Annotated in this window: 19 protein-coding genes; 18 read left to right on the forward strand and 1 reads right to left on the reverse strand. The window is 69.6% G+C overall.

The window, feature by feature from the left end; all coding sequences use genetic code 11:
* Positions 1–352 precede the first annotated feature (352 nt).
* The 4 genes from ABZZ22_RS13500 to ABZZ22_RS13515 are packed head-to-tail and all read left to right on the forward strand — an operon-like array spanning position 353 to position 5,829.
* Positions 353–1,633 (forward strand): extracellular solute-binding protein, encoded by a 1,281-nt coding sequence (locus ABZZ22_RS13500; protein WP_354932003.1) that lies wholly within the window; start codon positions 353–355, stop codon positions 1,631–1,633.
* A 40-nt stretch (positions 1,634–1,673) separates the two neighbouring features.
* Positions 1,674–2,612 carry a sugar ABC transporter permease gene (locus ABZZ22_RS13505; RefSeq protein ID WP_354932006.1) on the forward strand — a complete coding sequence of 313 codons (939 nt, stop codon included), beginning with the start codon at positions 1,674–1,676 and terminating at the stop codon, positions 2,610–2,612.
* Positions 2,609–3,454, forward strand: coding sequence for a carbohydrate ABC transporter permease (locus ABZZ22_RS13510; RefSeq protein ID WP_354932009.1), 846 nt, complete (start codon positions 2,609–2,611; stop codon positions 3,452–3,454). Before ABZZ22_RS13505 ends, ABZZ22_RS13510 begins: the two co-directional genes overlap by 4 nt.
* A complete protein-coding gene (locus tag ABZZ22_RS13515; RefSeq protein ID WP_354932012.1) occupies positions 3,451–5,829 on the forward strand; it encodes a glycoside hydrolase family 3 N-terminal domain-containing protein in 2,379 nt (792 codons plus the stop codon). The genes ABZZ22_RS13510 and ABZZ22_RS13515 overlap by 4 nt, the downstream gene beginning before the upstream one ends.
* Positions 5,830–5,961: 132 nt before the next feature.
* Here the strand turns inward: ABZZ22_RS13515 and ABZZ22_RS13520 are convergent, their stop codons facing one another.
* Complete coding sequence (locus ABZZ22_RS13520; RefSeq protein ID WP_354932015.1) at positions 5,962–7,164, reverse strand: ROK family transcriptional regulator; 1,203 nt, start codon at positions 7,162–7,164, stop codon at positions 5,962–5,964.
* A gap of 138 nt (positions 7,165–7,302) precedes the next feature.
* Here ABZZ22_RS13520 and xylA point away from each other — a divergent pair, with 138 nt between their 5' ends.
* The 14 genes from xylA to ABZZ22_RS13590 all read left to right on the forward strand — a co-directional run bounded on the left by xylA (position 7,303) and on the right by ABZZ22_RS13590 (position 20,341).
* Positions 7,303–8,457: a xylose isomerase gene (gene xylA, locus ABZZ22_RS13525; protein WP_354932018.1), complete on the forward strand. Its 1,155-nt coding sequence runs from the start codon at positions 7,303–7,305 to the stop codon at positions 8,455–8,457.
* A 9-nt stretch (positions 8,458–8,466) separates the two neighbouring features.
* Positions 8,467–9,861, forward strand: coding sequence for a xylulokinase (xylB, locus tag ABZZ22_RS13530; protein ID WP_354932021.1), 1,395 nt, complete (start codon positions 8,467–8,469; stop codon positions 9,859–9,861).
* A gap of 226 nt (positions 9,862–10,087) precedes the next feature.
* Positions 10,088–10,708: a phosphatidylinositol phosphate synthase gene (gene pgsA / locus ABZZ22_RS13535; protein WP_354932024.1), complete on the forward strand. Its 621-nt coding sequence runs from the start codon at positions 10,088–10,090 to the stop codon at positions 10,706–10,708.
* Positions 10,705–11,520, forward strand: coding sequence for an inositol monophosphatase (locus ABZZ22_RS13540; RefSeq protein WP_354932027.1), 816 nt, complete (start codon positions 10,705–10,707; stop codon positions 11,518–11,520). The genes pgsA and ABZZ22_RS13540 overlap by 4 nt, the downstream gene beginning before the upstream one ends.
* Before the next feature lie 51 nt (positions 11,521–11,571).
* Entirely contained in the window at positions 11,572–12,468 is an 897-nt protein-coding gene (pdxS, locus tag ABZZ22_RS13545) for a pyridoxal 5'-phosphate synthase lyase subunit PdxS (protein WP_354932030.1), read from the forward strand.
* A complete protein-coding gene (gene pdxT, locus ABZZ22_RS13550; protein ID WP_354932033.1) occupies positions 12,465–13,037 on the forward strand; it encodes a pyridoxal 5'-phosphate synthase glutaminase subunit PdxT in 573 nt (190 codons plus the stop codon). The genes pdxS and pdxT overlap by 4 nt, the downstream gene beginning before the upstream one ends.
* A gap of 104 nt (positions 13,038–13,141) precedes the next feature.
* A complete protein-coding gene (locus ABZZ22_RS13555; RefSeq protein ID WP_292647720.1) occupies positions 13,142–13,909 on the forward strand; it encodes a YebC/PmpR family DNA-binding transcriptional regulator in 768 nt (255 codons plus the stop codon).
* 194 nt (positions 13,910–14,103) lie between these two features.
* The gene (gene ruvC / locus ABZZ22_RS13560) at positions 14,104–14,628 is read left to right on the forward strand and encodes a crossover junction endodeoxyribonuclease RuvC (protein WP_292647722.1); all 525 of its coding nucleotides are present in this window, start codon (positions 14,104–14,106) and stop codon (positions 14,626–14,628) included.
* Positions 14,625–15,224: a Holliday junction branch migration protein RuvA gene (ruvA, locus tag ABZZ22_RS13565; protein WP_354932038.1), complete on the forward strand. Its 600-nt coding sequence runs from the start codon at positions 14,625–14,627 to the stop codon at positions 15,222–15,224. The genes ruvC and ruvA overlap by 4 nt, the downstream gene beginning before the upstream one ends.
* A gap of 3 nt (positions 15,225–15,227) precedes the next feature.
* Positions 15,228–16,310, forward strand: a complete 1,083-nt coding sequence (gene ruvB / locus ABZZ22_RS13570) for a Holliday junction branch migration DNA helicase RuvB (protein WP_354932041.1) — start codon at positions 15,228–15,230, stop codon at positions 16,308–16,310.
* A gap of 88 nt (positions 16,311–16,398) precedes the next feature.
* Complete coding sequence (yajC, locus tag ABZZ22_RS13575; protein ID WP_354932044.1) at positions 16,399–16,743, forward strand: preprotein translocase subunit YajC; 345 nt, start codon at positions 16,399–16,401, stop codon at positions 16,741–16,743.
* 7 nt (positions 16,744–16,750) lie between these two features.
* Positions 16,751–18,457, forward strand: coding sequence for a protein translocase subunit SecD (gene secD, locus ABZZ22_RS13580; RefSeq protein ID WP_354932047.1), 1,707 nt, complete (start codon positions 16,751–16,753; stop codon positions 18,455–18,457).
* Positions 18,457–19,695 carry a protein translocase subunit SecF gene (secF, locus tag ABZZ22_RS13585; RefSeq protein WP_354932050.1) on the forward strand — a complete coding sequence of 413 codons (1,239 nt, stop codon included), beginning with the start codon at positions 18,457–18,459 and terminating at the stop codon, positions 19,693–19,695. Before secD ends, secF begins: the two co-directional genes overlap by 1 nt.
* Positions 19,696–19,774: 79 nt before the next feature.
* Entirely contained in the window at positions 19,775–20,341 is a 567-nt protein-coding gene (locus ABZZ22_RS13590) for an adenine phosphoribosyltransferase (RefSeq protein ID WP_354932053.1), read from the forward strand.
* Positions 20,342–20,389: the final 48 nt, after the last annotated feature.

A 20,389-nucleotide genomic window follows, 5' to 3' on the forward strand; every position in this document is an offset into this window, starting at 1 on the left:
GCGCCGGTCACCACCGGCGGCATCAGCGCCTCGATCCAGCCGGTGCCGGTGATCGCGCGGTGACTCCCTCGCTCGGCGCGAGCGGACGAGCAAGCTCGGCGCTCGACCTCGCTCCGGTCGTTGCCGTAGCGCAAGCGCGATCGTACGGACGCGGCGGCCTGAGGCCTGTGGTCACTCGCTGACGCTCGCTCATGGCCTGACAGTAGCCCACTCGGGTCAGGTTCGATAACCATCTACGAAAACGTTATCGACAACGATTGACACGCCCGGCCGACAACCGCCATGCTCGTCCCGAGAATGTGGCGGCAGTCACATCACCACACATCCCGAGCTGTGACGAAGAGGTCCCAAGATGCCGAGAAAGACACAAGCGCTCGCTGCGTTGTGCGCCGGATTGATGCTTGCCGCCACCGGTTGTGGCGGCTCGGGCGACTCCGGTGGCGACGAAGACACCATCACCTGGTGGCACAACTCCAACAACGACCCCGGCAAGGGGTTCTACGAGCAGGTCGCGAAGGACTTCGAGAAGGCCAACCCTGGCGTCGACGTCAAGGTCCAGGCGATGGCCCACGAGGACATGCTGACCAAGCTCGACGCCGCCTTCCAGAGCGGCGACGTCCCGGACGTCTACATGGAACGTGGCGGCGGCGAGCTCGCCGACCACGTCGAGGCCGGTCTCACCCGCGACCTCTCCGAGGACTCCAAGGACATCATCGAGCAGATCGGCGGCAGCGCCGCCGGCTGGCAGGTCGACGGCAAGACGTACGCCCTGCCGTTCTCCATGGGCGTGGTCGGGTTCTGGTACAACACCGAGCTCTTCGAGAAGGCCGGGATCACCGCGCCCCCGGCGACCATGGAGGACCTGTACGCCGCGTTCGACAAGCTCGACAAGGCCGGCATCACCCCGGTCTCGCTCGGCGCCGGCGATGGCTGGCCGGCGGCGCACTACTGGTATTACACCGCGCTGCGGGCCTGCTCCCAGGACGTGCTCGAGACTGCGGTCGCCGACCTCGACTTCTCCGACCCGTGCTTCGTGGAGGCGGGCGAGACCGTCGAGGAGATCGTCGCCGAGAAGCCGTTCAACAAGGGCTTCCTGTCGACGCCCTCGCAGACCGGCCCGACCTCGGCCAGCGGCCTGCTGGCCACCGGCAAGGTCGCCATGGAGCTGGCCGGCCACTGGGAGCCCGGCGTGATGCAGGGCATCACCGAGGACAAGCAGGGCCTTGGTGACAAGACCGGCTGGTTCCCGTTCCCGGCCGTCGACGGCGGCGAGGGCGGCCCGGCCGCCCAGCTCGGCGGCGGTGACGCCTGGGCGGTCTCCGAGGGGGCGCCCGACAAGGCTGTCGACCTCGTCAACCACCTGCTCTCCGACGAGGTCCAGAAGGGCTTCGCCGAGAACGACATGGGCCTGCCGACCATCCCCGCGGCCGGCTCCTCGGTCAAGGACCCCGCACTGGCCGACCTGCTGAAGGTGCGCGACGAGTCGCCCTTCGTGCAGCTCTACTTCGACACCGCCTTCGGTGAGTCCATCGGCGGTGCGATGAACGACGAGATCGCGCTGCAGTTCGCGGGCAAGGCCACCCCTGAGGACGTCGTCAAGGCGACCCAGGAAGCCGCGGACAAGGAGAAGTGAGCATGGCGGAATGCAGGTTCTCGGGAGGCACGGTCGCCTCGTGAGCTCTGAAGCAGCTACCGGTGCGGTCGCCTCGGGGCGGCCGCACCGGCATGACGCCTGGCGCAAGTGGGCGGAGATCGCGTTCTTCGTGACCCCGGCCCTGGCGCTGATGGCCCTGTTCGTCGCCTGGCCGATCTTCACCGCGGCTCGGTTCTCGCTCTACGACTGGAACGGCCTCGGGCCGCTGGACGACTTCGTCGGGTTCGCGAACTACGCCGAGGTGCTCGCCGACGACGTCTTCCGGGCCGCGGTCGCCCACAACATGATCATCGTGGTCGGCTCGATCGTCGTTCAGCTCCCGCTGGGCGTAGCCATCGCGCTGCTGCTCAACCGCAAGATGGCGGGACAGGGGGTGCTGCGTACATTGATCTTCGTCCCGTACGTCCTGGCCGAGGTCATCGCCGGGGTCATCTGGTTCCAGCTGCTGCAGCCGGAGTACGGGCTGGTCGACGCCCTCATGAACGGGATCGGCCTCGTCCCGCCCGAGGAGGGCTGGCTCGGCACCCCCGAGGTCGCCCTGTGGGTCGTGCTCGCGGTGCTGACCTGGAAATACCTCGGCCTGGCTGTCCTGCTGTTCCTCGCTGGGCTGCAGGGAGTCTCCGAGGAGCTCTACGAGGCGGCGCAGCTCGACGGCGCAGGCTGGTGGCAGACGCAGTGGCGGATCAGCATCCCGCTGCTCGGCCCGACGATCCGGACCTGGTGCTTCCTGTCGATGATCGGCTCCATCCAGTGCTTCGACATGATCTGGGTCCTCACCGGCGGTGGTCCCGCCAACGCGACGACCACGATGGCGACGTACCTGATCGACGAAGGCACCAACCGGCACAACTACGGCATCGCGGGCGCCGCCTCGGTGGTCCTGTTCGCGATCGCGTTCGTGATGGCGCTGGTCTACCAGCTGGTCGTGCTGCGTCGTGACACCAAGGAGGCGACATGACGACGAACCTGGCGCCAAGCGGCAAGCGCGGCGGCAACAACGTGCTCGTCTATCTGGTCGCGCTGATCGTCGTCGCGATCACCGTCGGACCGGTGCTCTACGGAGCGATGGGCGGCTTCCGCACCAACGCCCAGCTGGCCGAGAGCCCGACCGGGCTGCCCGACCCATGGGTCGGGACGAACTACTCCAGCGTGCTGAGCGGCGGGTCGTTCTGGACCTACGCGGTCAACTCGACCATCATCGCGGTGATCACCACGGGAGTCGCGGTGGTCTTCGGCGTGATGGCCGCCTACCCGCTCGCGCGCTACCGGTTCAAGGGGCGCGAGGCGCTGTTCATGGTCTTCGTGCTCGGCCTGCTCTTCCCGGCCGCGGTGGCGGTGATCCCGCTGTTCATCCTCGTCACTCGTGACCTGGGGATGGGCAACACCTGGTGGGGAGTGGCGCTACCCCAGGCCGCGTTCGCGCTGCCACTGACGGTGGTGATCCTCCGGCCGTTCCTGATGGCGCTGCCGCGCGAGCTCGAGGAGGCGGCACTGATCGACGGTGCCTCGCGGATCGGTGTCTTCTGGCGGATCATGCTGCCGCTGTCGATGCCAGGGGTGATCACGGTGGCGGTGCTCGCCTTCGTGACCTCCTGGAACGCCTACATCCTGCCGCTGCTGCTCCTCCAGGGGGAGATGCGCACGCTGCCGCTCGGGGTGGCCGACTTCTCCACCGAGCACTCCGCCGACACCGCCGGTGTCCTGGCGTTCACGACGATCGCGATGATCCCGGCGCTGGTGCTGTTCCTGGCCCTGCAGCGTCGGATCGTCTCCGGACTACAAGGAGCGGTGAAGGGATGACGGACGCCCACATGCGCGCATGGCCGCAGGTATCCACCCGGGTGCAGGAGCTGCACGCTCGGATGAGGCTCGAGGAGAAGCTGGCGCAGCTCGTCGGCTTCTGGATCGACCACGGCGACGAGGTCGTCGCGCCGCTGGCCGGCGAGATGACGGCCGGCGCGCCGACGAGAATCGCTGAGGTCACCGAGCACGGGATCGGCCACTTCACCAGGGTCTACGGGACCCGACCGGTCGACCCGGCCGAGCGGGCGCGGTGGCTGTGGGAGGAGCAGCGGCGGCTGTTGCGCGAGACCCGGCTCGGCATCCCGGCGCTGGTCCACGAGGAGTGCCTCACGGGGCTGGCCGCCTGGAAGGCCGCCTGCTTCCCGACGCCGCTGGCCTGGGGTGCCGCGTTCGACCCCGACCTCGTCGAGGAGATGGCGTCGCTGATCGGGTCTTCGCTGCGTACGTTGGGGGTGCACCAGGGCCTCGCGCCGGTGCTCGACGTGATCCGTGACCCGCGCTGGGGTCGCACCGAGGAGGCCATCTCCGAGGACCCCTACGTGGTCGGGACGGTCGGGACCGCGTACGTCCGGGGTCTGCAGTCCGCGGGCATCCAGGCCACCTTGAAGCACTTCGTGGCCTACTCCGGATCGCGGGCGGGTCGCAACCACGCCCCGGTCTCCGCGGGACCGCGGGAGCTGGCCGACCTGTTCCTGCCGCCCTTCGAGATGGCCGTCCTCGACGGTGGCGCGCGGTCGGTGATGAACGCCTACAACGACGTCGACGGCGTCCCGATGGCGGCCAACGCCGAGCTGCTCACCGGGCTGCTGCGCGAGGAGTGGGGGTTCGACGGGACCGTCGTGGCCGACTACTTCTCGGTGGCCTTCCTCGCGCTCATGCACGGCGTCGCGGCGGACCGGGGCCACGCCGCGGCGATGGCGCTGGAGGCCGGGATCGACGTCGAGCTCCCCAGTGGTGACGCGTTCCTCGAGCCGTTGGCCGCGCTGGTCCGAGCCGGTGAGGTGGACGAGACCGTCATCGATCGCGCGGTCCTCCGGGCGCTGGCGGCCAAGGAGGAGGCCGGGCTGCTCGAGGAGGAGTTCACCGCAGAGCCGCCGTCGATGATCGATCTGGACACTCCGGCTCACCGGGAGGTGGCTCGCCGGCTGGCCGAGGAGTCCGTGGTCCTGCTGTCCAACGACGGCACCCTCCCGCTCGCCGAGACCGCCGCCAGGATCGCGGTGATCGGTCCCAACGCCGACCGCGCCGAGGCGCTGATGGGCTGCTACTCCTTCCCCAACCACGTCCTCGCCCACCATCCCGGCGTCGCGCTCGGCATCGAGGTGCCGACGATGGCCGAGGCGCTGCGGACCGAGGTTCCGGGCGCCGAGGTCGAGGTCGTACGCGGCTGCGAGATCGAGGGCACCGACACCACGGGGTTCGCGGCGGCCATCGAGGCGGCCGAACGAGCCGAGATCGCCGTCGTCGTCGCCGGCGACCAGGCCGGCCTGTTCGGCAAGGGCACCGTGGGGGAGGGCAACGACACCGAGTCCCTCGACCTACCCGGCGTCCAGCGTGAGCTGGTCGAGGCGGTGGTCGCCACCGGGACCCCGACGGTCCTCGTGCTGGTCACCGGCCGTCCGTACGCCATCGGCTGGGCCCTCGACGGACCAAACCGTCCTGCGGCGGTGCTGCAGGCGTTCTTCCCGGGTGAGGAGGGCGGACCCGCGATCGCACGCATCCTCACCGGCACCGTCAACCCGTCCGGTCGACTGCCGCTGACCCTGCCGCGCTCGGCCGGAGCCCAGCCCTACACCTACCTCCATCCCATCCTCGGCGGCCCTTCCGGGGTGACCTCCGCCGACTCCACGCCGGTGCGGCCGTTCGGCTTCGGTCTCTCCTACACCGCCTTCGGCTACAGCGGGCTCTCGGCCGATCGTGCGGTCGAGGCCGGTGGCACGTTCGCGGTGGAGGTGACCGTCACCAACCTCGGTGAGGTCGCCGGTGTGGACGTGGTCCAGCTCTACGGTCGCGACCTGCTGGCCTCGGTGGCCCGACCGGTCTCGCAGCTGCTCGGCTACCAGCGGGTCGCGCTGCGGCCGGCCGAGTCGGCGACGGTGCGCTTCGAGGTGCCGACGGCCCGGCTGGCCTTCACCGACCGCGCACTGGCCCGTGTCGTCGAGCCCGGCGAGGTCGAGGTCTGGGTCGCCGCCTCGGCCGGCGAGAAGGTCGCCGCCGCGGTCGCCGAGGGCATCGCCGAGCTCTCCGACGTCGAGGTGGCCTCTGCCGCCGGCGACTCGGGCGGCGACAAGGCGCTGGTCACGGTCACCGGCGACGTCCATCGCGTCAGCACCGCCGATCGGCGGATCACGACGGCGACGGTCGCTCGCTAGTGGTGTGTCCTGGAAGTTCCTGGATGCTTGGCTTCCGGGACGCGCCACTAGATCCTGTCGAGTCGGCTTGTTCTGACCGAGATTCGTGCCGAGTCGGCTCGTCATGACGAGCCGACTCGGTGGGGTTCGTGGTCAGGATGAGCCGACTCGGCGGGTTGCGTGGCGCGCGAGGTGCGCCGCAGGGTCGGCGATGACGCGGCGTACGACGGTCCCGGCCGCCCCACGCACGGCGGCGTCGCTGCCTAGTCCGGAGACCAGCAGCCGGGGCGGCTCGACGGCCCCGCTGTGGTGGCTGATCGAGGCGGCGGTCGCTCTGGTGAGCCAGGGCGCGAGCGTGGCGAATGCGCCGCCGAGCACGATCGCGGTGGGGTCGAGGAGGGTGATGACCGAGGCGAGTGCGACGCCGAGGTGTCGGCCGGCGCCGACGACGGCGTCCAGCGCTGCCTGATCGCCCGCCTCGCAGGCCCGGGTGAGGTCGGCCATGGTCGCCATCTGCGCGCGGGCGAGGATCTCCTGCTGTCCGGCCATCCGCTCCAGGCAGCCGTGGCCGCCGCAGCCGCACCGCGGTCCGTCGGGGGCCACCACGACATGGCCGAGCTCGCCGGCGCCCGCGTGGGCGCCGCGGAAGACCTCGCCGTCGATCACGATGCCGCCGCCGATGCCGATCTCGCCGGAGACGTGCACGAAGTCGCGCAGGGGAGCCCCGTCGTGCTCGTGCCCGCCGAACCACATCTCGCCGAGTGCCGCCAGATTGGCCTCGTTCTCCAGGTCGACATCGAGCCCGGTGCCCTCGCCGACGGCGTCGGCGAGGGGGACCCGTGCCCAGCCCAGGTTGGGGGTACGCACCACGGCGCCCTCGACCGTCAGGCCGGGCACCGCCACGCAGGCCCCGGAGAGCGGCAGGCCCTGGGATGCGGCGCTGCGGGTGGCCGTGCGGGCCAGATCGACGAGGTCGGCGACCACCTCCTCGACCTCGCGGCCGCGGTTGTCGCGGCGTAGGACGTGGTGGTAGCGCGGCACACCGGTCAGGTCGGTCACCATGGCGGCCAGGTAGTCGACGTTGACCTCCAGGCCGAGGCCGGCGATGCCCTCGGGAGCGAGGTCGAGCGCGGTGGCGGGCCGACCCCGCTCGCTCGCGGCCGGGGCGCTCTCCTGGACCAGACCCGCGGCGATCAGATCGGAGACCAGCCCGGAGACCGACGACTTCGTCAGGCCGGTGCGCGCAGCGACCTGCGCGCGCGAGACCGGACTGGTGCGGGCGACCTCGCCGAGCACGAGCGCGAGGTTGCTCGCCCGCATCCCGGCATGCTGGGCAGGCTCGGTTCTGACCGTCATGAACGGATTAGAGCAAGTTATGAACTTTAGGTCAAGCGACCCGCCGGAATGCAGGGAGAGGGTTGACAATGTGACGCTCGTCGCGTTTCATGTTCGTCATATAGTCCGAGTCGTGAACTAATGTGAGGAAACAAGGCTATGACGGATCACACCCCCACCGCCGAGGACAAGTTCACCTTCGGGCTGTGGACCGTGGGCTGGGGCGGACAGGACGTGTTCGGCTCGGCGAGCCGGCCTCACCTCGATGTCGCCCACTCGGTGCGCAAGCTGGCCGAGCTCGGGGCCTACGGCATCACCTTCCACGACAACGACGTCTTCGCGATCGACGCGAACGACGCCGAGCGCCAGGCGGAGATCGACAAGCTCAAGGCCGCGCTGGACGAGACCGGCCTCAAGGTGCCCATGGCCACCACCAACCTCTTCGGTCACCCGGTCTTCCGTGACGGCAGCTTCACCTCCAACGACCGCGAGGTGCGCCGCTACGCGATCGCCAAGGTCGCGCGCAACATCGACCTCGCCGCGGAGCTCGGCGCGACGACGTACGTGATGTGGGGTGGCCGCGAGGGCGCCGAGTCCCACGCCGCCAAGGACATCGCGGCCGCGCTGGACCGCTACCGCGAGGCGGTCAACCTGCTCGGCGACTACGTGGTCGAGCAGGGCTACGACATCCGGTTCGCCATCGAGCCGAAGCCCAACGAGCCCCGCGGCGACATCCTGCTGCCGACCATCGGCCACGCGCTCGCCTTCATCAACACCCTCGACCGCCCCGAGATGGTCGGCCTCAACCCCGAGGTCGGTCACGAGGAGATGGCCGGGCTCAACTTCGCCGCCGGCGTCGCCCAGGCGCTGTGGCACGGCAAGCTCTTCCACATCGACCTCAACGGCCAGCACGGCCCGCGCTTCGACCAGGATCTCCGCTTCGGTGCGGGCAACCTGCGCGGCGCGTTCAACCTGGTCGACCTGCTGGAGTCCAAGGGCTACGACGGCCCTCGCCACTTCGACTTCAAGCCGCCGCGCACCGAGGACGAGGACGGCGTGTGGGCATCGGCCGCCGGCTGCATGCGCAACTACCTGGTTCTGCGCGAGCGGGCCAAGGCGTTCCGGGCGGACCCGGAGGTCAAGGCTGCGCTCGAGGCCTCGCAGGTCGAGGAGCTGTCCGTGCCGACCCTGGCCGAGGGCGAGACGCTCGAGGACATCCGCAAGGCGACCTACGACATCGAGGCGCTCGATCACGGTTATGCGTTCGAGCACCTCGATCAGCTCGCCATGGACCACCTTCTCGGCGTCCGCTAGGTTCGGTCGATGCCGCTCGTCGCCGGGGTCGACTCCTCGACCCAATCGTGCAAGGTCGTAGTCCGTGACGCGGAGACCGGTGCGCTCGTACGCTCCGGGTCCGCGCCGCACCCCGAAGGCACCGAGGTGGACCCCGCGGCCTGGTGGACGGCGTTGTCGTCCGCGGTCGAGGCCGCGGGCGGGCTCGCCGACGTCGCCGCGGTCTCCGTCGGGGGGCAGCAGCACGGGATGGTCTGCCTGGACGAGGCCGGAGAGGTCGTACGCCCCGCGCTGCTGTGGAACGACACCCGCTCGGCCGCCGCGGCCGCCGCGCTCAACACCGAGCTCGGTGCCGCGGCCTGGGCCGACACGGTCGGCTCGGTCCAGGTGGCCAGCTTCACCGCCACCAAGCTGCGCTGGCTGGCCGAGCACGAGCCGGACGCGGCGGCTCGGACCGCGGCGGTGTGCCTGCCCCACGACTGGCTCACCTGGAAGCTCGCCGGCGGTGGCGACCTCGGCGCGCTGCGTACGGACCGGAGCGACGCCAGCGGCACCGGCTACTACTCCGCGGTCACCGGCGAATACCGGCGCGACCTGCTCAAACGCGCGTTCGGACGTGACGACGTCGTGCTTCCGGAGGTGCTCGCGCCGTCCGCGTCCGCGGGACGTACGCCGGACGGGGCGCTGCTCGGCGCCGGCTGCGGCGACAACGCCGGAGCCTCCCTGGGCGTCGGTGCGCGGCCCGGTGACGTGGTCGTCTCCATCGGCACCTCCGGGGTCGCCTGCGCGGTCTCGGAGACCCCGACCGCCGACGCGTCGGGCGCCGTGGCGGGCTTCGCCGACGCCACCGGCCGCTACCTGCCGCTGGTCGCGACCCTCAACGCCGCGCGGGTCCTCGACGCCACCACCCGGCTGCTCGGGGTCAGCCACGAGCAGCTCTCCAGGCTGGCGCTCGGGGCGCCGTCGGGCGCCGGCGGTCTGGTCCTCGTCCCCTATCTCGAGGGGGAGCGCACCCCCGACCGGCCCGCAGCCCGGGGCGTGATCCACGGTCTGACGCTGTCCACCGCCGAGCCCGCCCACCTGGCGCGCGCGGCCCTCGAGGGTCTGCTCTGCGGGCTCGCCGACGGCATCGACGCGCTGAAGGTGCAAGGCGTCGCGGTCGACCGTGTGCTCCTCGTCGGCGGCGGGGCCCGCTCCGAGGCCGTCCGCCGCCTGGCCCCCGTCGTCCTCGGCCACCCCGTCCTCGTCCCCGAGCCGGGGGAGTACGTCGCCGACGGCGCCGCCCGCCAGGCCGCCTGGGCCCTCGCCGGCGGTGACGAGCCGCCGACGTGGGAGCTCGCCGGCACGGAGACCTACGAGGCCGACCCCGACCCCGCCGTCCGCGCCCGCTACGCCGAGGTCCGCGATCTGACCGAAGGAGTCTGACGCCGAGACTGCAGAAATGGCGGCCGAGTCCGCAATTCGTGCGTGCCGAGACTGCAGAAATGGTGACCGAGTCAGTCGTTGTGGCGATCCCCGAGTCGCCACAACGACCGACTCGCGCTCCACAAGTAACGATTCGGCGCGCGAGAGGTGAAGTCTCGGCCACCATTTCTACCGATTCGGTGTCCACAACGACCGTTTCGGCGGGATCCGATAGCGTGGCCGCGCCATGTTGGATCACATCAAAGGCTTCGTTCAGGGAGTCGTCCTCGCGCCCATCGTCCGGCTGTTCGTGGCGCTGAAGATCAGCCCCGACCTCGTGACGCTCGTCGGCACCATCGGAGTAGCGGTCGGAGCGCTGGCCTTCTACCCCCGCGGCGAGCTGTTTGCCGGAACGGTCTTCATCACCTGCTTCGTCTTCAGCGACCTGATCGACGGGGCGATGGCGCGTGCCGTCGGACGCACCTCGAAGTTCGGCGCCTTCTGGGACTCCACCCTCGACCGCTTCGGTGATGGCGCGGTCTTCGGTGGCCTGGCGCTCTACTTCGCCGGCCCGGGCGACTCCGACCTCTACCTCGCGCTGACCCTGTGGTGCCTGGTGACGGGGGCGGTCACCTCCTACGCCCGTGCCCGCGCCGAGTCCCTGGGCTTCACGGCCAACGTCGGCATCGCCGAGCGTGCCGACCGGCTCGTCCTGGTCCTCGTGATGACCGGCCTCGCCGGCATCTTCTCCCTCGACCTGCTCATCTGCATCGCGCTGTGGATCCTCGCCGTCGCCTCGACGATCACCGTCATCCAGCGCGTCTGGACCGTCCGCCGCCAGGCCCTCGCCGAGGAGGCGGCCTCGTGACCGCGCCGACGGAAGCAGACGTACGCCTGGCCGTGGAGCTCGTCCGCGGCGCCGGCTCCCTCGCGGCGAAGATGCGCACCGCGGGGATCGGCGACTCGATCGAGACCAAGACCTCGGTCTCCGACGTGGTCACCGCCGCCGACAAGGCCGCGGAGAAGGCGATCGTCGACCGGCTCGCGGCCGAGCACCCCGGCGACGGCATCCTGGGGGAGGAGGGCTCCGCTCGCGAGTCGGCCACCGGACGCGTGTGGACCATCGACCCAGTGGACGGCACCTACAACTTCGTACGCGGCCTCGACTGGTGGTGCTCGGCGCTGGCCCTGACCGACGGTGCCCCGGGAGACGTGAACAGCATCGTCCTGGGCGCGGTCTACTCACCGGCCGAGGACGCCGTCTACGTCGGAGGCCCCGAGCTGCCCACCACCCGCAACGGGATCCGTCTCGACGCGATGCCGGATGTGCCGCTCTCGCACGCGTGCCTCACCACCTACCTCCACCCGCGCAAGCTGAGCCACCCGTCCGGCGAGGCGTACGTCCGGGTCGCCGCCCGGGCAGCCTCGATCCGGATCCTCGGCTCCGGGTCGATGGATCTCACCGCCATCGCTCAGGGCAAGCTCCACCTCTTCTGTCAGCACTCCGTCCCCGACTGGGACCGCCTCCCCGGGGCCGCCCTCGTCCTCGGCGTCGGCGGCACCACGGCTCAGGTCGAGGCCGGGGGAGTGCTCTGGTCCCTCGCCGGCACACCGACCGCGGTCGCCGAGGCCGCCGAAGCCCTCACCAGCGATCAGTCCACTTCGGGAACAGTGGCCTGACCAGGGCTTTCCGAGGGTGGCTTACGTCGGTTCCCGACCTACGATCGGCACATGGCAACAAGCATGAACGAGACGGGAACCTCGCGGGTCAAGCGCGGGATGGCGGAGATGCTCAAGGGCGGCGTGATCATGGACGTGGTCACGCCCGAGCAGGCGAAGATCGCCGAGGACGCCGGGGCAGTGGCGGTGATGGCGCTCGAGCGCGTCCCCGCCGACATCCGCGCCCAGGGCGGCGTCAGCCGGATGTCCGACCCCGCCATGATCGACGGCATCATCGAGGCCGTCTCCATCCCGGTCATGGCCAAGGCCCGCATCGGCCACTTCTCAGAGGCCCAGGTCCTCCAGTCCCTGGGCGTCGACTACATCGACGAGTCCGAGGTGCTGACCCCGGCCGACTACGAGAACCACATCGACAAGTGGGCCTTCACGGTGCCGTTCGTGTGCGGCGCGACCAACCTCGGTGAGGCCCTGCGCCGCATCACCGAGGGTGCGGCGATGATCCGCTCCAAGGGCGAGGCCGGCACCGGTGACGTGTCCAACGCGGTCACCCACATGCGTACGATCCGGCGGGAGATCCGCCGCCTCGGCGCCCTCGCCGAGGACGAGCTCTACGTGGCGGCCAAGGAGCTCCAGGCGCCCTACGAGCTCGTCAAGGAGGTCGCCGAGAACGGCAAACTCCCGGTCGTCCTGTTCACCGCCGGCGGCATCGCGACCCCGGCCGACGCCGCGATGATGATGCAGCTCGGCGCCGAGGGCGTCTTCGTCGGCTCCGGCATCTTCAAGTCCGGCAACCCGGCCCAGCGTGCCGAGGCGATCGTCAAGGCGACCACCTTCCACGACGACCCAGACGTCGTAGCCAAGGTCTCCCGCGGTCTGGGCGAGGCCATGGTCGGCATCAACGTCGACGAGCCGGCCAGGTCGATCCAGTTCGCGGAGCGCGGCTGGTGACCACCACCGGCGTACTCGCCCTCCAAGGCGACGTCCGCGAGCACCTCGCCGCCCTCGACCGCCTGGGAGTGAAGGGGACGGCCGTACGCCGCCGGGAGGAGCTCGACGCCTGCGACGCGCTCGTGATCCCCGGCGGGGAGTCGACGACGATGTGGCGCCTGGCGCGTACGTTCGATCTGCTCGACCCGCTCCGCGAGCGGGTCCAGGGCGGGATGCCGGCGCTCGGCACCTGTGCCGGGATGGTGCTCCTGGCCGACCGTCTTCTCGACGGGGCCGAAGGGCAGGAGACCATCGGCGGCCTCGACATCACCGTTCGACGCAATGCCTTCGGGCGGCAGACGGAGTCCTTCGAGACCGATCTCGAGGTCACCGGCCTGGACGAGACCGTTCACGGCGTCTTCATCCGGGCGCCGTGGGTCGAGCAGGTCGGCGCGGGAGTCGAGGTGCTGGCCAGGGTCGAGGGACACGCCGTCGCCGTACGTCAGAACCAGCTGATGGCGACGAGCTTTCATCCCGAGGTCAACGCCGACGACCGGCTGCACCGGCTGTTCCTGGACACCTGCTGCTGACCGTGACGTACCGCACGTAGTTAGAATGGGCCTCGCTGCCCTGTGACGACTCCGGTGGCGGCTCGAAAGCACAGCGACGACGCGGGGCAAAGGACGGTTTCCAGATGAGCGGCCACTCCAAGTGGGCAACGACGAAGCACAAGAAGGCGGCGATCGACGCCAAGCGCGGCAAGCTCTTCGCCAAGCTCATCAAGACGATCGAGATCGCGGCCAAGACCGGCGGTCCCGACCCCTCCGGCAACCCGACCCTCTACGACGCCATCCAGAAGGCCAAGAAGCAGTCGGTCCCCAACGACAACATCGACCGCGCGGTCAAGCGCGGCGGTGGGCTCGACGGCGGCGGCGTCAGCTACGACACGATCATGTACGAGGTCTACGGCCCCCAGGGCGTCGCTCTCCTCATCGAGTGTCTGACCGACAACCGCAACCGGGCGGCGATGGAGGTGCGCACCGCGGTGACCCGCAACGGCGGCACCATGGCCGACCCGGGCTCGGTCTCGCGCCTGTTCGACCGCAAGGGCGTCGTCGTGGTGGCGAAGGCGCAGGAGAGCAAGTCGGTCTCCGAGGACGACCTCCTCGAGGCGACCCTCGACGCCGGTGCCGAGGACGTCAACGACCTCGGTGAAGCCTTCGAGATCGTCTCCGACCCCTCCGACGTGGTCGCGGTCCGCACTGCGCTGCAGGAGGCCGGCATCGACTACGACTCCGCCGAGGTCCAGTTCGTGGCCTCCATGGACATCCCGGTCGCCGATGCCTCCGCTGCGGAGAAGGTCTTCAAGCTCATCGACGCGGTCGACGACCTCGACGACGTGCAGAACGTCTTCTCCAACGCCGACATCCCCGACGAGGTCATGGAGACCGTCGACGCCTGACCCCCGCCGAATCGGTAGAAATGGCGGGCCGAATCGTTAGTTGTGGGCGACGAGACGACAGTTTCGTCGCCCACAACTGCAGTCTCGGCCCGCCGCAACTACAGACTCGGCGCGAGGGCGTGTCAGGTCTCGGTGAGAAGAGCCCTAGTCTGTACGCTACGAACAGGCGTTCGATCGGACGAAGGAGTGGCGGCGTGCGGGTGCTTGGGATCGACCCCGGCCTGACCAGATGCGGTATGGGTGTGGTCGACGGCTCGCTCGGCCGGCCGTTGTCGATGGTGGACGTCGGCGTGCTCCGTACGTCCTCCGATCTTCCCGTCTGGGAGCGGCTGGTGAGCATCGAGAAGGGGATCGACGCCTGGATCGAGGAGCACCGGCCCGACGCGGTCGCGATCGAGCGGATCTTCGCGCGCTCGAACGTCTCCACGATCATGGGTACGGCCCAGGCCAGCGGTCTGGCGATGGTCTGCGCCGCGCGGCGCGGGCTCCCGGTCGCCCTGCACACGCCGTCCGAGGTCAAGGCCGCAGTCTCCGGCAACGGTCGAGCCGACAAGCAGCAGGTGACCGCGATGGTGACCCGCATCCTGCGGCTCCCGACCCCGCCGAAGCCGGCCGACGCCGCCGACGCGCTCGCGCTGGCCATCACCCACCAGTGGCGCGGAGGCGCCCAGAACCGCATCGAAGCCGCGGTCGCCGCGGCAGGGAAGGTACGCAGATGATCGCGTCCGTACGCGGCAAGGTCGCCGCCGTGAGTCTCTCCACCGCCGTCGTCGAGGTCGGTGGCATCGGCATCGAGCTGCTCTGCACCCCCAACACGCTGGCCACGCTTCGCGCCGGTGAGGAGGCCTATCTGCCGACCAGCCTGGTGGTGCGGGAGGACTCGTTGACGCTGTTCGGGTTCACCGACACCGACGAGCGCACCCTCTTCGAGCTCCTCCAGACCGCCTCCGGCGTCGGCCCGAAGCTCGCCCAGGCGATGCTCGCGGTGCTCTCACCCGACGGCATCCGGATGGCCATCGCAGGCGAGGACGCCAAGACGCTCACCAAGGTCCCCGGCATCGGCCAGAAGGGCGCCCAGCGGGTGATCCTGGAGCTCAAGGACCGGATCGGTGCCCCGACGGGCAGCGCCTCGGCGCCCGCGCCCACCGCCGCGTCGGCGCCATGGCGCGACCAGGTCGCCGAGGCCCTGATCGGCCTGGGCTACAACGCCAGGGACGCCGACAAGGCCGTCACCGCGATCGAGCCGGAGGCCGGTGACCAGGCCAACATCTCGGTTCTCCTGCGTGCAGCGCTCCGAACCCTCTCGAAGGCATAGCCGATGCACGAGGACGACCTGCAGGCCAACGAGGACGAATACTTCACCTCGCTCACCATCGCCGAGGCCGACGGCGACGACCGAGTCGTCGAGGCGGCGTTGCGCCCCAAGAGCCTCGACGAGCTGATCGGCCAGCAACGCGTCCGTGAGCAGCTCAGCCTCGTCCTGGAGGCGGCGCGGCAGCGCGAGCGGGCCCCCGACCACGTACTTCTCTCCGGGCCTCCGGGCCTCGGTAAGACCACCCTCGCGATGATCATCGCCGCCGAGATGGCCACACCCCTGCGGATCACCTCCGGGCCCGCGATCACGCACGCCGGTGACCTGGCCGCGATCCTGAGCGGGCTCAACGAGGGTGAGGTGCTCTTCGTCGACGAGATCCACCGGATGAGCCGCCCCGCCGAGGAGATGCTCTACCTGGCGATGGAGGACTTCCGGGTCGACGTCGTCATCGGCAAGGGCCCGGGCGCGACCGCGATCCCGATCGACCTGCCCCCGTTCACGCTGGTCGGTGCGACCACGCGTGCGGGGCTGCTCCCGGGCCCGCTCAGGGACAGGTTCGGCTTCACCGGCCACCTCGAGCTCTACGACCCGGCAGACCTCGAGCTGATCGTGCGCCGCTCGGCGGGTCTGCTCGAGGTGACCCTCGAGGACGACGGCGCCGCCGAGATCGCCAGCCGCTCCCGCGGCACTCCGCGCATCGCCAACCGGCTGCTGCGCCGCGTACGCGACTATGCCCAGGTCAAGGCCGACGGCACGGTCACCCAGCAGGTCGCCGAGAAGGCCCTGGACCTCTACGAGGTCGACCCGCTCGGTCTGGACCGCCTCGACCTGGCCGTCCTCGATGCCCTGTGCCGCCGCTTCGGCGGGGGACCGGTGGGCATCTCCACCCTCGCCGTCGCGGTGGCGGAGGAGCGCGAGACGGTCGAGGAGGTGGCCGAGCCATTCCTGGTTCGCTCCGGCTTCCTGGCCCGTACGCCGCGGGGCCGCGTCGCCACCCCGGCCGCCTGGGCACACCTCGGACTGCCGGTGCCCGCCAACACCGAGGCCGCGGCCTGGTCGGTGGAGACTCTCTGGGATGAGCCCTGAGTCACAGTCTCAACCAGGTCCCTGGTTAGACTTGCACGTCGCCGTGCGACTGCCGGTTGACCCCTGAGACTGTCGGAGCCGAACCCCCGTGGAATTCCTGCCTTTTATCGTCATCATCGTCCTGTTCTACTTCCTGCTGATCAGGCCGCAGCAGAAGCGTGCCAAGCAGGCTCGTGAGCTGCAGCTCAACCTCCAGCCGGGGGACAGGGTGATGCTGACCGCCGGCCTCTTCGGCACCGTGACCGAGGTCGAGGAGTCCACGACGAACATCAAGGTCGAGGTCGCTGACGGCGTCGTCGTCCAGGTGGTGCGCCAGGCGGTGGCCCAGAAGGTCGTCGAGGCGCCTGCCGAGGAGGCCGAGGTCGAGACTGCTCCCGAGCAGACCTCTGCCGACGCCGACAACGTCATCATGGACCTCGACAAGAAGGACTGACCAACACATGGCACGCAAGAGCGCGCGCCCCGGCCGGACACTCGTCCTGCTCTTCTTGGCGGTCGCGATCATGTTCGGCGGAATCGCGTTCGCCGGCACCTGGAAGCCTGAGCTGGGTCTCGACCTGCGCGGCGGCACCGAGATCTCGATGACCGCGGAGAACTCCGAGGGCGGATCGGTCCCGAGGGAGAGCCTCGACGAGGCCAAGTCGATCATCGACCAGCGGGTCAACGGCAGCGGCGTCACCGGCGGCCGGGTGACCACCGAGGGCAACGACGTCATCAAGGTCTCCATCCCGGGCACCGGCAAGGTGCAGAAGGAGACCGCCGAGCGGGTTCGCCAGACCGCGAAGCTCCGCTTCCGGCTGGTCGCCTGCAGCCCGCAGAAGCCCTGTGGCAACGCCGCCGGGTCCGACCCCGGGTCGATGATCCAGGACCCCTCGACCGGCACCGTGCCCGGCACGTCGCCGCGCGCACCGTTCGGCGGCGAGACCGTCGAGCCCGCCGCCGACGAGAAGGCCTCGGGCAGCCCGAGCGCCTCGCCGAGCGCGAAAGCCGAGTCGGAGAAGGACGACAAGAAGGACGCCAAGAAGGACGCCAACTCCACGGTTCCGGTCGACGACGCCGTCGAGTTCATGCGCAACCCCCCGGCGGAGTGGGCAGCCCGCTACAACGGCTTCACCTGCCCGGCTCCCGGCTCCGACCCGGTCGACGACCTGCCCGGCGAGCCGCTGCTGACCTGTGACGACGACGGGATCCCCTACCTGCTGACCCCGGCGGTCATCGAGGGCACCGAGATCAAGGAAGCCTCTTACGGCATCCCGCAGCAGCAGGCCAACTACGTCGTCACCCTGGACTTCAAGTCCGAGGGCAACAAGGCCTTCGCCGAGACCACCGGTGCGATCGCCGGCACGAACGAGCAGTTCGCGATCACCCTGGACGGCAAGGTCATCTCCGCGCCGACCGCCGACTCGCGGATCAGCGGTGGTGCGCAGATCAGTGGTGACTTCACCCAGGAGTCCGCCGAGGCTCTCGCCAACAACCTCAAGTACGGTTCGCTGCCCCTCGACTTCCCCGAGGACGGCATCCAGACCCGGGTCATCGGCCCGAGCCTGGCCGGCAACCAGCTCACCGCCGGACTCTGGGCCGGACTGGTCGGCATGATCCTCGTCGTGATCTTCTCGATCCTCTACTACCGCGCGATGAGCATCGTGGTGATCGGGTCGCTGGCGGTGGCCGGTGCGCTGACGTACGGCATGATCCTGCTGCTCAGCGAGACCGCCGGCGTCACCCTGGACCTCCCGGGCGTGGCCGGTCTGATCGTCGGTATCGGAATCACCGCCGACTCCTTCATCATCCTCTACGAGAGGATGCGTGACGACATGCGTGAGGGCCGCTCGATGCGAGTGGCCGTCGACACGGCCTGGGTCCGGGCCCGCAACACCTGCCTGGCCTCCGACGCCGTCTCGTTCCTGGCCGCGTTCGTGCTCTACGTCTTCGCGACCAACGAGGTCAAGGGCTTCGCCTTCATGCTCGGCCTGACCACGATCATCGACGTGCTGGTGTTCTTCTGGTTCACCCACCCGATGACGAAGCTCATGGCCAACATGGGCTTCTTCAACAAGGGCCACGTGCTCTCCGGCATGGACAAGCGTGCCCTCGGCACCGACAGCCAGTCGATCAACTCCCCGTCCCTGGTCGGAGGCAAGGCCTGATGAGCAAGATCTCTCGCTTCGGCAAGGAGCTCTACACCGGAGAGCGCTCCTTCGACTTCGTCGGCCGCCGGATCCTTTGGTACGTCATCTCCGCGGTCGTCCTGGTCATCGTGTCCGGCGGTCTGATGCTCCAGGGTGGTCTCAACCTCGGCATCGACTTCACCGGCGGCACCCGCTACACCGTCACCGTCGAGCAGGCCGATCAGGATCTGGCCGACGATCTGCGCTCCGCCGTCGGTGACACCGACGTGGCCGCCGCGGACGGTGCCACGGTCCGCACCGCGGGCGGCGAGTCGATCGTCATCGAGACCAAGTCGATCGCCGACGGCTCGGAGGCCGACCAGTCGATCATCGAGGCGATCACCGCGACCGCCGACGTTCCCGAGGACGACATCAGCCGCACCGGCATCGGTCCGTCCTGGGGTGAGCGGGTCGCCACCAAGGCGGCCCTCGCTCTCGGCATCTTCCTCATCGGCGTGGTCCTGTTCATCTGGATCTACTTCAAGGAATGGAAGATGTCGGTCGCGGCCGTCGTCGCTCTCTGCCACGACGTGCTTCTCACCGTCGGCGTCTACGCGATCATCGGCTTCGAGGTCTCTCCGGCGACCGTCACCGGCTTCCTGACGATTCTCGGATACTCGCTCTACGACACCGTGGTGGTATTCGACAAGGTCAAGGAGAACACCCGTAACCTCGGCCTGAAGAAGCAGACGTACGCCCAGGCGGCCAACCTGGCCGTCAACCAGACGCTGGTGCGCTCGATCAACACCACGATCGTCGGCCTGCTTCCGGTCGTCGCGATCCTCTACGTCAGCGCCGTTCAGCTCGGCACCTCGTCGCTGAAGGACATCTCACTGGTCCTCTTCGTCGGTATGGCCGTCGGCACCTACTCCTCGATCTTCATCGCCACCCCGCTGCTGGTGCACCTGAAGTCGAAGGAGAAGGACGTCGTCGACGCCGAGAAGCGCGCCGAGGCGCGGATGCGGGAAGCCGACAAGTACGCCGCCGTGCCGGTCTTCGACGACGGCATGCCGGTCCCCGCCGCCGACGAGCCGGAAGAGCTTCGTGAGTCCGAGTCCGATGACCTTCACGAGGCCGGCGTCGCCAGGGGCACCAGCCCCAACACCTCCCCGACCGGACGAGGCCGCAACGTACCCAACCAGCAGCGCTCGGTCTCCGACAGCGGCGCTGCCGGACGCCCGCAGCCGAAGCGCGAGTCGAGGTCGAAGCGCAAGTGAGCGAGCGTCAGCGAGCAAACCATCAGTACGAAGCGCGTCCGCTTCTGTACATTGGCGCTTGCGCTACGGAGGCGGGCGCGTGACTGTCTCCGAGACAGGCGCAGGTGACCGGTCGCTCGATGAGGTTCTCGAGCGGCTGGTCACCGACGTGCCCGACTTCCCCGAGCCGGGCGTCGGGTTCAAGGACATCACTCCGCTCCTGGCCGACCACGCGGGATTCACCCAGGTGGTCGAGGCGCTCGGGGCCCCGGCTCTCGATCCAGACGGCAACCCGACCGTGACCAAGGTGCTCGGGATGGAGTCGCGCGGCTTCATCCTCGGCGCTCCCGCGGCCCTGCATCTCGGGGTCGGATTCGTCCCCGTGCGCAAGGCCGGAAAGCTCCCACGGGAGACTCACGCGGTCTCCTACTCGCTGGAGTACGGCGAGGCGACGCTGGAGATCCACACCGACGCGGTCGAGCCAGGGGAGCGGGTGCTCATCATCGACGACGTGCTCGCCACCGGTGGCACCGCCGCGGCCACGATCGAGCTGGTCGAGCGCTGCGGCGGCATCGTCGAAGGCGTCTCGGTGCTGCTCGAGCTCGGCTTCCTCGACCCGCGGAGCAAGCTTCCCGACACTCCGGTGCACGCGCTCTTGTCCACGTAGCAACTGTTTCGCTAGCCAACGTCGGCGGTCCGGCCGGTAGACTCGGAT

The organism is Nocardioides sp. NPDC006273, assembly GCF_040613495.1.
Classification (GTDB): Bacteria; Actinomycetota; Actinomycetes; order Propionibacteriales; family Nocardioidaceae; genus Nocardioides.